Raw genomic sequence first — 12,027 nt, forward strand, 5'->3', positions numbered from 1 at the left:
TAATGCGCGCCATCAGCTCGGACGGCAACGTCGCGAACGCTGAAGAATCAAGGAGTTGCGGCAAGCCTGGCTTGCAAGGGCGCTCGATTCGACCTGAGGCCGAGTAGCAAAATGGTTATGCAGTGGATTGCAAATCCATCTACGCCGGTTCGATTCCGACCTCGGCCTCCACTCTTCGAAAGCCCCGTAGATTAGCGTCTACGGGGCTTTTTATTTGCCTGTGATATGGCAATCGCTTCCGCAAGTAAATGCATCGCTTCCGCATCGTTGGGTCATTTGGTTGGGCTGACGATCTCGCCAACGCGGCGATAGACCTTCTTCGTCATCTCTTCCTTCGAGTGCCCAAGCAGTCGACTTGCGCGCCCGATATCCTCGATTTCGCTCGCGGCTTTTGGTCGGATATCCCGGAACTGGAACTTCCTGATCGTCGCTGCCAGCTCTTCGTCGCCATCTGCTCTGGCCATGGAAGCAGCCTTCTCTCGAGCTTCATCCCACCGGTTGCGCAGCATGGGATAGCTCATTCTCAGGCCGGATTGGTTGGTTATCAGAATCGAGTTTTTGATTCCGGAGCGGTTCTTTCTTTCGAGAAGTTCGTCGATGAACCGGCTCAAGGCTGATTCCGACTCGCCATCGTGTAGTCGGATTCGCAGGCGCTTTTCCGTCTTGCCCTGGATAATGCTGAGGAATCCATTGTTCAGGTCGAGGCTCGATGTCTTGATGACATCGCTCGGCCGCTGGCCAGTCAGGTAGGCCAGGTCCATAGCATCCTTCAGCTCCTGCGGCGCCACGGCATAAACTGCATCCCACACAGCCTCGCCGGCATAGAAGTCGCGTGGCACCTCCTTATTGCGGCGCAGGCCCAGGCAAGGGTTTGCCTGCGTCGTGAACCCCCATTCGCGTGCGTGCGTGAAAATAGTGGAAAGCAAGGCAAGTTCGCGGTTTGCCCGAACCTTCGCGGTCCTGCCATCCCTGTACTGAGCTAGCACCTGAGTCGTAATTGCTTCAACTGGTGCGCCGCTGAAAGCCTCCCGCAGTTTCTTCAGGCCTTTCGTGTAGTCGTCGCGGGTCCCCTTCTTCAGGCCAGGCATTACCCTGGCTTCATACTCGTCGAAAAGACGATCCATCAGATGAGCAGGCTTCGGCACGGCCTTCCTGTCGAGCCGAGCCCACTCCACCTTGGCCTCATCGAGGTCCGTCCCCAAAGGAGTCTCGACCCTTTTCCCCTCTGGGGTCTTGCCGCAGTAGTAGTAGCATGTCAGGACCTTTCCGCTTTTCAGCGTTCGTATCCGCCGAATCATTCTCGGCGGCAGGTCTAGATTTGCCGACTTCTTCCTTGCCATCGTTTAACTCACCCTCGAAAGATCCAATGTCCATGTTTCCGCTACGGCGTTTGTTGCTGATGGCTTAACTCCGGCCAGCTTCAGGCGGGCATACACCCGACCGACCACTGGGCGCCTGGCGCCGGTCAGCACGTACTGCCATCCGTTGTTGGCAAGCCACGCAATCTGTTTCCCAGGCAGGTGATACCCAGTGATCGCCGCGAGCTCTTCCTCTGCGAGCGTTTCGCTTTGAATTTCCATGTTTGTCTCCATGCCGCCGGCGGCGGCAGGCTGGTGGTCATTTCTTGGAAGGGAACCACTCGGTGTCGTACTCGAACTGAGTCACCAATTCCGGGGTCAGGCTCGGCAGTCGCCGCTCGAATGCGGGGTATCCGTATGGTTTTTCAATCCAGTCCGGCGCCTCTTCCATAAACTTTTCTTTGTAGATCCGAAGGAGGTGGTCAGCAGCTTTCTCGAATTCCTCTTCGCGATAATTGCCGTCGCAAATGATCCCGTTGCTGACTCGCCATACGGTGCGCCTGGACTGCACCTCGGCCGCTTTGATCTTCTCGGCCATCTGGTCGCGGGCGTAGCGCAACTGATCTAAGGTCAGGGTTTCCACCCACTGGTCAGTACCGATCCGCATAGTGTGGCCGTGTTCACATTTAATTTCAGGCATGCAAATATCCTCGCCCGCCGCTCACCGGCAGGCATGTAGGGGGATTGGGGTTAGGCTGTTGCGAACAGATCGATCTGCGGTACCGGCGCGTCGCGCTCGGTAATTGCGTCGGTGATTCGTTGATGGGCGATATCGAAGTAACCGAGGCGATTGCCTTCCTCGTCGAGATCTCGCTCAATGCCGATGAACTTCCGCCCCAGCTGCATGCACGCGACACCGGTGGTTCCGCTGCCCATGCTGTTGTCCAGGACCACCTGGCCGCGCTGCGTGTAGGTGCTGATCAAGAACGACATCCAGGCCACGGGCTTCTGCGTCGGATGAAAGCTGCCGGACTGCTTGTCGCTGGAGAAGAACTGCACCGAGCGCGGGTACCGCTCTGTCGAGTCGTACTCGGTCAGGGCCAAGGCTTTGCCGTAGCACTCCGAGTTGACCGTCTTTCGCTTCGCCGTCTTGCGTTCATGCCCGCTCGACATCTGCGGGTTGTACACCGGTTGCTTGCGATAGAAGACCTGGGCGCTTTCGTGTGCCCGCAGAGGTTGCTTCTTGGAGTTTAGGAAGCCGGTGGCGTTGCCTTTCTCCCAGATCCATTCGTACTTATAGAGCCTGGGGTTACTCGCCACCAGCATGGAGGCGAACGGCTGGGCCGCGCACAACACGATTGCGGCCTCTGGCTTGGCGATACGCAAGTACTCCCGCCAGAGCGGCTCGAACGGGATGATGGTGTCCCAGGCGCACTGAGTTGAGCCGTATGGCAGGTCGGCCAGCACCATGTCGACGCTGGCGTCTGGTAACTGCTTCATGACCTCCAGACAGTCGCCGAGATATAGCGAGTATTCACTCATGGCTTCGGCCCCTTGTAGATGAGCCAGGCCATGTAGGCGAGGGCGATCATGGCGTCACCCGCTTGAACTCGACCACCCAGACCCATGGGTTGGCGTCCCAGTCGCCACCGGTGCCGATCCAAAGGTCTTGGAACGCAAAGGCAGGTGACTTGAACCCGAACTGATGCCAGTCATCAACGTTGCTCGGATCATGCGGGTGCCAGTGCCAGCCACCACGGACGTGAGGAATGATTCCCTCGGCCAGCGCCTGCTCTTCGCTGATGTCCTGCAGCCGCTCGACGCGCACCTCGGAGATCTCCAGCAGGATTCGGCTGGCCCAGCGCGGCATGTGGATGGATGGTTTCCAGAAGCCGTCGGCGGTGTGCCCATCCGACGCGCGATACCAACACCGATAAATTTCCGGCTCCATTCCTGGCCGGGCCGGGCGCCAGTGTTCATCAGGTGCAGCGTCGTGGGAACCGGACTTATCCGCAAAAGCGAACGTCTCGCGTACCCACAGCCGGTCGCCGGGCTTGCCGTATGGGCAGAGGTCAGCATTGCCAGGCAATGCCAGAAACGCAGGTTCAAACCCAGCAGCCAAGCAATCCAGCGCCGCCTGTTTCTTCACCTCGCGCCGCGTGACCGTCTTCCGGCCTTCCAGGATGGCGCGCACCATCGGCGCCGAGAACAGAATCGGTCTTTCCTTTATTTCAGACATGGTTTCACCATCTGGCGCTTGGCGCCTGCTGTGCTTGATAGGGATAAGTGGCAATATGCTGGCCAGACGATTTGTCTGTTTACATGAGGTTCACATGAAGAAAGTGGTTTTGATGATCTCGCTAGCTGCCTTGGCAGCCTGCAGCTCCAATAAATCGGTTGTTACGTCGACGGATCCCAATTGGCTGCGTATCGGCGATGAGCCTGAAGGCTATCCCAGGACCTTTGTCGAGAAATTGAACGGTAATTGCTCACTGATTACCGAGTCTTGGTCTAAGGGGGCTATCAAAGGCCAAAATATGTGGACTAAAGAGCAGTCTCGGAAACCGGTCGTCTGCCCTTAAACTTGTCGCTATAGCGGCGAGTTTAAGGGGGCGGGGGCAGCGATGCTTAACTGGTGTATTACATGCCGCATATCGCAATGAAAGGACTCTCAGCTTGATCAGATATACTTCTTTTCTACTTCTTCTTCCGGTCTGCTCGGCTGCTGCATACGATCCTGAGCGAGCATCGAATAACCTCGCGCACGAATTTGCGGAGTGTGCAGCTTATTACTCGATAACCTCGGAGATAGTTTCACGTACCAAGCCTGAAGCAGCGAAGCAATTCGATGCAGCAGCTGAAAGTGCTTATGTGGGCGCCCGGACCCTGACGAATAAAAAAGTTTCCGATGCAAGAGTCGAAATGGCGATCAAATCTATGTCCAAGGAAATGGACAATGACATCTCAAACTTTTCAGTCCTCTTAAACAAATACTCAGATAACTGCCAAGAAGCAGTTACTGACCCGGAAGCTCGAATGAATTACTGGCTCAAGAAGGAGAGCTAATCAGCTAGCAATCTCGCTCGCTACCAGATCATGGGCATTCACAACGATCATGCCGAGGCGTTCGGCGATCAGGACTTCCAGCTTGGCGCCTTCTGATTTCTGCCAGCCTGGCAGAAGGGCGATAACGCCGCACAGGCCCAGTCGAGTCAGGTCGTAGGCCATGTAGTCGGCCCACTGCGCACCCTCGACGATGCCGTGGTCTGCCGGATTCTCGACCTCGTAGCCCTGGGCGCGCAGTTGGTCGGCCACAGCGTTGAAGGCCGGGTAGTTGAAGTCGGCGATGCCAGTCATTGGCCCGGCCACGTACACGCGGCTGGCGCGGGCAGCCTGTAGGGTTACGCCTGGCTTGCTGGCGAGCTTCTTGCCGCGATCCAAGCCCATTGCGTAGGCCGCGTCTTGAAACGTCATCAACTCATCCGAGAAGCGCTCGATCTTGCCCACATAGTTCTGGTGCAGGCGCTCGATTTCGGCGTGATCTTCTGGATGGTTGCGGTTTTCTGTAGGCATGGGGAGTCCTTGCCGGGCCATGCCCGGGCGGTGGAGTGGGGGAGTTATGCGGCGCGTGCTTGGCGTTGCTCGGCGCGCCATGGGTCGTTGGCCCTGGCCAGTGCGGCCATCGGCGGCGGGCTGACGCTGTTACCGCACATGTGCACCTGCTGGGTCTTGGTGAACGGCTTGCCGTCTGCGCCGTGGCTGATGATGTAGTCGTCCGGGAAGCCCTGGGCCTTGTACAGCTCAGCCGGTTTCAGCATCCGCAGGCAGATGTCGACGATCACGTAGGGCGTGCCTTTCACCATCACGGTGACCAGGGCCAGCCGATCCTTGGTGGTGATCGTCGGCGCTGGCTCACTGGCGCCGCTGGCACTGTCACCTGTCCCGTAGTAGCTGATCAGGAAGGCGGCGACACGCAGGGCTCCGGCCTCATGCTCTGGCGATAGGGTCAGGGACACCAGTGAACTCTTACCGCCGCCGCCGGCCGTGATCGTCGGTGCCGGATCATCCAGGCCCTGGCCCACGCTGCCACCGAATGCACGCTCCATGAACGCGCTGACAAGCCCGTGGTGCTGGCCGCCGGCGCTGATGGTGTGCAGCGGGTCGTTCGGGTCCCGTGCATCACAGTTGCCACGCATGTGCACCAGGTTCGCCGCCACCAGCTGCTGCTGGCTGCCGGTGTTGGTCACCGTGGTGATTGGGTCGTCGATACTCTTGGCGTCGGTGGTGTTGAAGCCGCCATTCATCTGCGCCATGAACACCGTGGAGATACCCATGGCGTGTGCGGCCCCGGCAGGGCGCTGATAGTTGCCGCCGCTGGTGATGGTTGGCAGTGGTTCGTCCAGCGCCTTGCCCGCGTCATCGAAGCGGAACTTCACCATGTGTGCCGCTGCAAGAGCATGTTTGACGCCGCCAGCAACGACAGTGCCCAGCGGTTGATCCAGCCCAGGCACTCGTGGCTCCTGGCCGGGGCGCTCGCCGTAGCCGGACTGAATCAACGTAGGGCTGATCAGCGTCAGCTCGCCGCGATTCGCGCACGTCACCGTCGGCAGCGGCTCGAGTGGGTCATTGATGCGGTCGCTGCCCTGGTGTGTTGCTGGCGCGATCACCGGGCTGACCACGCTGAAGGCGCCGCCCTTCGGGTAGGAAGTGACGGTGCGCAGCGGCTCACCGGCAGACTGCACCGTTTCCCCTGACCAGTTGGCAATCGGGACAATGAAGGGGGCCGGGTTGTCGATGACGAACTTCTTCATGCCCTTGGCAACGCGGCGCAGTGTGGCCGGGGCCAGGTCTTTCTTGCGACCGAAGATGCTTTTGCCCAGGTCGGTGAAGTCGATGCAGTCAGCCGCGGTTTTCCACTTCTGCTGCCCCTTGACCGGGTTCTTGGCATGGGTCGGCTCCGGCCACACAATCGGCTGACCATCGCAACGAGCGATCATGAACAGGCGCTCGCGGCTGGTCGGCGCGCCGAAGTCGCAGGCCTTGATGACCTTCCACTCGACCACGTAGCCCATGCCTTCCAGCAAGGCGACGAAGCGGCGCCAGGTGCGGCCGCGTTGCTTCGGGTCAGGGATCAGGAACTGCTGGCCCACCGGCACAACTTCGCCAGGTGCAGCAATCTTGCCGTCCAGCTTGACCACGCGGCCCGTGGCCTTGTCGCGCTTGGCGATAAGCCGGCCCCACTGCAGGATCTGCTTCACGTTCTCCAGGCTGATCACCCGGGGCCGTTTCATGCCGGCCCACTTCATGCCGATCCACGACAGGTTGCGGATCTCGCGCTTGCGCGGTTGGCCGCCGGCCGCCTGGCTGTGGTGCGTGCAGTCCGGTGACATGTGGAACCAGCCCACGGCCTTGCCGCCGCATTCGGTGTCAGGATCACCCTCGAACACGTCGGTGGTGAAGTGCTTTGCGCCTGGATGGTTCACGGTGTGCATGCTGATTGCTTGGGGGCTGTGGTTCTTTGCCACGTTCACCGTGCGACCCAGGCCCATTTCCAGCCCGGTACCGGCACCACCACCACCGCAGAAGAAGTCGACAACGATCTCATCGTCCTGAGGGTTGAAGCCGAGTCCGTATTGGGTTTTGAAATCGAAGGGGTGTTTCTTCTGTTGTGCGGACATAGGGGATCCTCGCGACTATAGTTGCGGTTTCAAAATGTTGTGGGGTTGAGATGTTTTTTTATAACTACATCAAGTATCGAGTTGAGCTGCGGAAGCAGAAAAAAGACGCCAAAGAGCTTGAAAAAAAAGCGCCACCTGATTGCGAGCAGGCTTATGAAAGCGGGCAATGGGCGGACTACATGCAGAAAGTTGAGCTGTCAGATCAGTGGAGGTCCTTGCTTATCACCCGGTACCTTGAGCGTGAGGCCGACTCACTCGGCGTGTTTCTTCCAAGTCGATCTAATGCCGAGCTGTATGCGCGGGTCGCATGGGATGATCACCCCGATGAGCCTTACTACTTGCTGCCGCCCGGGCTGAAAGTGGTACGAGATGCCGTGAGGGAAGAGAGAAAGCACCGCCGTGAATTTTGGGGCTTTTGGATAACATCATTCACAGGGCTTGGCGGTGTGATAATCGGCGTGTTGTCACTTTGGCCAAAGTGATTCGCTCAGCCACCGCAGTATCCTGAGTCGCACTGAGCGGGGAACATTTCTATCTGATCGCGGGGCCTGGGCGCTGCCGCCCACTGCACAACGGCGCGAATGCCAACGGCACCTTTGCGGCGCGCCGTGCGAAACATCACACGGGACTTACCCTTCTTGGTGAAGCCCAGGTCTTTTTCTGTGATGTCGATCAGCTGTATTCGGTCCTCGGAAAGAAGCCGGATGTCGTCGATGTTCGCGTTGATGCACGGGTAGCACTCAAGCGATCGGTGCGGCAGAACCTCGAAGCCTGCGCGATGAAGTAGGGCGTCACGCATTGCATCGTCGTGACGCACTAGGGGCTGCCATAGTTCCCGGCCGCCATGCCGCTCTGATTCTACGATGTGCTCCTCTGCGTCCGAACGGTGCCTGCTCTCGCTGCGCCGAACCCCCGTCAGGGCTGTGGCCTCTTTGCACGGGTCGTTGGCATCGAGCCATTCCAAAGCTGGAAGCACCTTCAGCTCAGCGGTGCAGAATTGACCCTGTCCGCCAGCGCCGGGCCAGCCGCGTTTACGCTTTACCAGTTCGAGCATCCCCTCCGATTCGGTGCGGGCAGTTGTGAATCCGTAGGCTTGGGCCAGTGCCTCGCCCTTGGCTACACGGTCGGCCCACCAACTGGCGGACCAGCCAGTGTCTGAATAGAGGCACACAACATCCTTCAGGCCGCGCTCGTGAGCCCACTGGATGAGGGCGATGGAGTCGTTCCCGTAACTGCAGAACAAAACGTGCATAGGGGATCCTCGCCGGCTGGCGTGATTCGTTGAAGTGGGGTATTTGTGTTCTGCCCGGCATGGAGCCGGAAGGGGAGTTGAAATGTTCTATTTGAAGGAGATCTTCACGATTCTTCTGTGCTTTTTCTCCGCTTTGTCCTGTTGGTTCTGGATAAAGTCAGCCCGAGTCACCGTGCCTTATATAGAGGCCGCAGTTGAGGGGCCTCTAAGTGGAGCATTCAAGATCTCGACGGATGAAGGCGGCAGCAAGATAGATGTACTGGCGACTGGAAGAGAGCAGAACAAATGGAACAAATGGGCCGCTGCCAGTGCGGCATTAGCGGCGCTTTTCCAGGTTTTGCAATCAATCCAAAGCTACTTCTCTATCTAGCTCAGATTTTTGCGAAAGGTCTTGGTCAGCGCAGCGTTGACGCTATTGCCGCGCTTGAGCACGACATTCGCCAGGGCCGCCCGGCCTCTCTGGCTGTGGCTAGCCTGCCCGAGCAGCCCGAAATAGCTGTTTGCGGTTTCGCGCAGATCCTCGGCCGGTGCCGCCGCGGTCCTTTTCAGGGCCTGGGCCAGGGATCGCTTCCGAGTCGTGCGCCGCCAGGGCTTGATCACGTGCCCGACGAAATCCACTCCCCTATCGACGGGCTGCAGGATCGTTTTCGACGGGTTCAGCCGTGCGCCTAGGCCGGGTAGGAACGCTTCGACCTGGGCCAGCCATTGATTCAACTGCTGCGGCGACTCGTGCAGAAAAATGAAGTCGTCGACGTAGCGGATGTAGTGCTTGGCCTTGAGTGTGTGCTTGGCGAACTGGTCCAGGGCATCCAGGTACACGTTCGCGAAGAACTGGCTACTCAGATTGCCGATGGGCAGGCCCAGGTGCGCCGGCTGCGAGGTAAGCCGCTTGTGCTGCGGAACCCGGGCGAACAAGTGGCGCGGGCTCCGGGTTTCGTAATCGGTGCGAGGGTCGTGCATCAGCACCTGGTCGGCCAAGGCCAACCACCATGGCTCTTCGATCCGCGCGGCCAGTTGCTGGCGAAGCACGCGCTTGTCGATCGACACGAAGAAGTTCGCGAGGTCGAGCTTCAGGTAGAAGACCGGCTTCGACCAGTTCTGCGTTGCGCTGCGGACCTTCGCCTCAAGCCTGGTTGCGGCGTACAGCGTGCCACGCCCGGGGATACAAGCGCAGGTGTCGGCGATGAAGGTGGCCTCGATGCCTGCCCCGATATGGTTGTACAGCAGGTGGTGCACGATGCGGTCGCGGAAGTCTGCGGCCCACACCTCGCGGGCCTTTGGTCGGGTGACCACGAAACAGATGGATCGGCCTGGGCGGTAATGGCCGCTGAGCAGGTCGTCGTGAAGCGCCGTCAGATTCCGTTCCAGGTTCATTTCGAAAGCCAGCGCTGAATCGCTGTTGCGCTTGGAGCGTCGGCAATCGTAGTAAGCCTGAACCAAGTCGCTGAACGGGTAGGGACCAACAGTCGAATCTGCGGACGGGGCGGGCGCGGAGCTCGTTGTTCTTGTCGTTGTTGTTCTGATTGCCATCATCGAAGTTCATGTTGAATGCGTTGTTGGCGGAGCGCTGCGACCGGTCGTGCTATCTACATCGCCCCGGCGATTGCTCAGCGGGGAAACTGTGCCGGACCTGCTCGGACGCTTTAGACCGTCGGTATCCGTGTGTGCACATGGCGGTGGCCCGAAGGCCAGCGGCACGACCAGATTCAATTCGCACAGACCGGAAAGCCTTGACCTTCAGGTAGCGGGCGCGGTTGGGGAAGTGCGTTTCCAGGCGTTGGCCTGCTTTCCGATTGAGGTTGTAACCTCCATCGTGCCAGCGTGCTGGGTAACGCTGATGAAGCGGTTTTCCTTGAATAGGCGCATGAGCAGTTCGATCACCTGGACCTTCTCAACGAGTGACGTGAGATGTGGTCGCTTATCCTGCGTGGCGTTTGCCCGCGCAATCAAGATCAACACATCGACGCACTCGTCGATAACCCGCCGACCCAATGACTGCTTGAGTTCCCGCGGGATGTTCTTGGTGATGTTGGTAGCCATCTGAAGCAGACCGCTGGCGGCCTTGTAGATCGAAAGCTCAGTATGCATTGCCATGTGTTGCCCCTCCTTGGGCTCCGGCCGCAAGCGGCCGGTTAAATGAATGAATTACTGAATAAGCTCGCTGCGGACGGGGCGGGCGCGGAGCTCGATGCTCTTGTCGATGCTGATCTGACCGCCAACAGCGAAGTTCATGTAGAATGCGAGGTTGGCGGAGCGCTGCGAACTCGACCAGTACCAGGCGTCCTTGAACGCCTCCGGGCCACCTTCGCGGAATGCTTCGTGCACTGTCTGCGCTGGGTCTTCCTCGCTGTAGAGCTTGCCGACCGGCTCACTGTTCGGGTTATCACCGTCGCGCCGGCCTGCCCAGTTTTCCTGTGCCGTCGGTTTGAAGTGGCGATACTGCAGTTCTTGCACGTCACGCGCCGGGATTGCCCAGTCGGTGAAGCCGCCGATATCCAGGGCCAGGACCTGCTGGGCGAGCTTGCTGCCGGCTGCTGCCATGGCTTCGGTGTTCTTCCGACTGTTTGTGAAGCTGTCTGCGCCTTCGACTTTCTCGCCGTACTTGCCCCATTCGCCGGTAAGTTCATGCTCGGCGCCGGCGGTGATGTGCAGGTAGCGCTTCCCGGTTTCCGGATCGCGGGTGATACCCGTCACGAAACCGCCCCCATAGGCCTGGCCGATGACCGGAAGGGTTGCTACCGGTGCTGCTTTTTCAACTGCGCTCATGTGATGCTCCTTTCTGCGGGCAACAAAAAAGGCGCTGATGCGCCCTGGATCAAATGAATGAAGGATCAAATAAAGAATCTGCGGACGGGGCGGGCGCGGAGCTCGTGGTACTTGGCGTAGCTGCCCTGAAGGCCACCACCGAAGTGCATGTTGAATGCGCTGTCGGCGGAGCGCTGCGAAGATGACCAGTAGTAGCAGTCTTGTGCGAAGATCTGCGGGCAGTTCACCCAGCCCTGGTACAGTTCGGTCGCGGCTGGCAGATAGAAGTCGTTGTGTCCGTCTGCGCTGTAGCCTGAGGCCGCACTGGCGGCCGGATGACCACCTTCAGATAGCAGGATCGTCGAGTTCGACATGCCATCGGCCTTGCTGGTTGCCTTCGACTCTTCGCCTCGGCGCCCGTATTCGTGTTCGCCGACGTCTTCATTAGCGAAGATCAGGTAATGAGCCGGTACATCGGCGCGGGCAGGGACAAGACCACCGTTGATGCCGCCTTGCCCAGGCCAATACGAACCAGCTTCCGGAATGTAAGATGCGATACCGTTTGCCGCAACTTGAGCGGATGGTGCAATGTGGCTGACAACGCTTGCAAGCACCAGGCCGGCAACAGTGGACGCTGGCATCTTGATTGTTGCTTCGCCGACTTTCAGAGTGACCACTTCAGGTTTCATGCTGTTTCCTCTTGGGAGATGCGCAGCGCTTCGCGCCGGCAGAAGTTTTCGAGTTTCAGCGCCACGGAATTCGATACGGTGATTTCGTGGCGCGGTGGAGTGAGAAAGGGAAGGGCTCCGGATGGGCCGAGGCTGTGCAGGTGATGAATCATCAGGGTCATCGCTTCGCCCTGTTCAGCCACGCCGGCCCAGGCCATCAATTCCGAGAGGGCCTGTTTAGTCCCTGGTCGAACCTTCAAACGCAGGTCTTCTTCTTGCAGTGCTGCCGCCTTCTTGCGGCGCCGGTCGTCGCGCTCGGCCTGAGCCATGGCCATTGGGAGCCTCCTGTAAGCCGCTGGGCGGCAGGTGGATGTGCAACTGGCTTC

The 12,027-nt window shown here is 59.2% G+C and carries 16 protein-coding genes and 1 tRNA gene; 4 read left to right on the forward strand and 13 right to left on the reverse strand.

Features of this window, described 5'->3' with window-relative positions:
• The first annotated feature begins 97 nt into the window (after positions 1 to 97).
• Positions 98 to 171 (forward strand) — tRNA-Cys (locus KI243_RS13010).
• Between the two features lie 101 nt (positions 172 to 272).
• Here the strand turns inward: KI243_RS13010 and KI243_RS13015 are convergent.
• Genes KI243_RS13015 through KI243_RS13035 form a run of 5 tightly spaced genes read right to left on the reverse strand, consistent with a single transcriptional unit; the run spans position 273 to position 3,537 of the window.
• Positions 273 to 1,340 (reverse strand): tyrosine-type recombinase/integrase, encoded by a 1,068-nt coding sequence (locus KI243_RS13015; protein ID WP_212810915.1) that lies wholly within the window; start codon positions 1,338 to 1,340, stop codon positions 273 to 275.
• A gap of 3 nt (positions 1,341 to 1,343) precedes the next feature.
• Positions 1,344 to 1,580 (reverse strand): DUF4224 domain-containing protein, encoded by a 237-nt coding sequence (locus KI243_RS13020; RefSeq protein ID WP_054064311.1) that lies wholly within the window; start codon positions 1,578 to 1,580, stop codon positions 1,344 to 1,346.
• 37 nt (positions 1,581 to 1,617) lie between these two features.
• Positions 1,618 to 1,998 (reverse strand): hypothetical protein, encoded by a 381-nt coding sequence (locus KI243_RS13025; RefSeq protein WP_212810916.1) that lies wholly within the window; start codon positions 1,996 to 1,998, stop codon positions 1,618 to 1,620.
• 50 nt (positions 1,999 to 2,048) lie between these two features.
• On the reverse strand, positions 2,049 to 2,840 hold the full coding sequence (locus KI243_RS13030) for a site-specific DNA-methyltransferase (RefSeq protein ID WP_212810917.1): 792 nt from the start codon (positions 2,838 to 2,840) through the stop codon (positions 2,049 to 2,051).
• 46 nt (positions 2,841 to 2,886) lie between these two features.
• Positions 2,887 to 3,537, reverse strand: a complete 651-nt coding sequence (locus KI243_RS13035) for a hypothetical protein (protein ID WP_212810918.1) — start codon at positions 3,535 to 3,537, stop codon at positions 2,887 to 2,889.
• Positions 3,538 to 3,974: 437 nt separating this feature from the next.
• On the opposite strand from KI243_RS13035, the gene KI243_RS13040 reads away from it, so the two are divergent.
• Positions 3,975 to 4,364 (forward strand): hypothetical protein, encoded by a 390-nt coding sequence (locus KI243_RS13040; RefSeq protein WP_212810919.1) that lies wholly within the window; start codon positions 3,975 to 3,977, stop codon positions 4,362 to 4,364.
• Here the strand turns inward: KI243_RS13040 and KI243_RS13045 are convergent, their stop codons facing one another.
• On the reverse strand, positions 4,365 to 4,871 hold the full coding sequence (locus KI243_RS13045; protein ID WP_244861854.1) for a DUF4406 domain-containing protein: 507 nt from the start codon (positions 4,869 to 4,871) through the stop codon (positions 4,365 to 4,367).
• A 44-nt stretch (positions 4,872 to 4,915) separates the two neighbouring features.
• Entirely contained in the window at positions 4,916 to 6,976 is a 2,061-nt protein-coding gene (locus KI243_RS13050; RefSeq protein WP_212810921.1) for a DNA cytosine methyltransferase, read from the reverse strand.
• 50 nt (positions 6,977 to 7,026) lie between these two features.
• Here KI243_RS13050 and KI243_RS13055 point away from each other — a divergent pair, with 50 nt between their 5' ends.
• On the forward strand, positions 7,027 to 7,458 hold the full coding sequence (locus KI243_RS13055; protein WP_212810922.1) for a hypothetical protein: 432 nt from the start codon (positions 7,027 to 7,029) through the stop codon (positions 7,456 to 7,458).
• Between the two features lie 5 nt (positions 7,459 to 7,463).
• Here the strand turns inward: KI243_RS13055 and KI243_RS13060 are convergent, their stop codons facing one another.
• Positions 7,464 to 8,228: a phosphoadenosine phosphosulfate reductase family protein gene (locus KI243_RS13060; RefSeq protein ID WP_212810923.1), complete on the reverse strand. Its 765-nt coding sequence runs from the start codon at positions 8,226 to 8,228 to the stop codon at positions 7,464 to 7,466.
• 82 nt (positions 8,229 to 8,310) lie between these two features.
• Here KI243_RS13060 and KI243_RS13065 point away from each other — a divergent pair, with 82 nt between their 5' ends.
• A complete protein-coding gene (locus tag KI243_RS13065; RefSeq protein ID WP_212810924.1) occupies positions 8,311 to 8,598 on the forward strand; it encodes a hypothetical protein in 288 nt (95 codons plus the stop codon).
• On the opposite strand, the gene KI243_RS13070 is transcribed toward KI243_RS13065, so the two are convergent.
• The 5 genes from KI243_RS13070 to KI243_RS13090 all read right to left on the reverse strand — a co-directional run bounded on the left by KI243_RS13070 (position 8,595) and on the right by KI243_RS13090 (position 11,976).
• Positions 8,595 to 9,602, reverse strand: a complete 1,008-nt coding sequence (locus tag KI243_RS13070; protein ID WP_244861855.1) for an RNA-directed DNA polymerase — start codon at positions 9,600 to 9,602, stop codon at positions 8,595 to 8,597. The genes KI243_RS13065 and KI243_RS13070 overlap by 4 nt on opposite strands.
• A gap of 363 nt (positions 9,603 to 9,965) precedes the next feature.
• Positions 9,966 to 10,322, reverse strand: coding sequence for a four helix bundle protein (locus KI243_RS13075; protein ID WP_212810926.1), 357 nt, complete (start codon positions 10,320 to 10,322; stop codon positions 9,966 to 9,968).
• Positions 10,323 to 10,373: 51 nt separating this feature from the next.
• Positions 10,374 to 10,994, reverse strand: a complete 621-nt coding sequence (locus KI243_RS13080; protein WP_212810927.1) for a DUF1566 domain-containing protein — start codon at positions 10,992 to 10,994, stop codon at positions 10,374 to 10,376.
• 65 nt (positions 10,995 to 11,059) lie between these two features.
• A complete protein-coding gene (locus KI243_RS13085) occupies positions 11,060 to 11,662 on the reverse strand; it encodes a DUF1566 domain-containing protein (RefSeq protein ID WP_212810928.1) in 603 nt (200 codons plus the stop codon).
• Entirely contained in the window at positions 11,659 to 11,976 is a 318-nt protein-coding gene (locus KI243_RS13090; protein WP_212810929.1) for a hypothetical protein, read from the reverse strand. The genes KI243_RS13085 and KI243_RS13090 overlap by 4 nt, the downstream gene beginning before the upstream one ends.
• Positions 11,977 to 12,027 lie beyond the last annotated feature (51 nt).

This window comes from Pseudomonas sp. Ost2, assembly GCF_018326065.1.
Lineage (GTDB): Bacteria > Pseudomonadota > Gammaproteobacteria > Pseudomonadales > Pseudomonadaceae > Aquipseudomonas > Aquipseudomonas gingeri.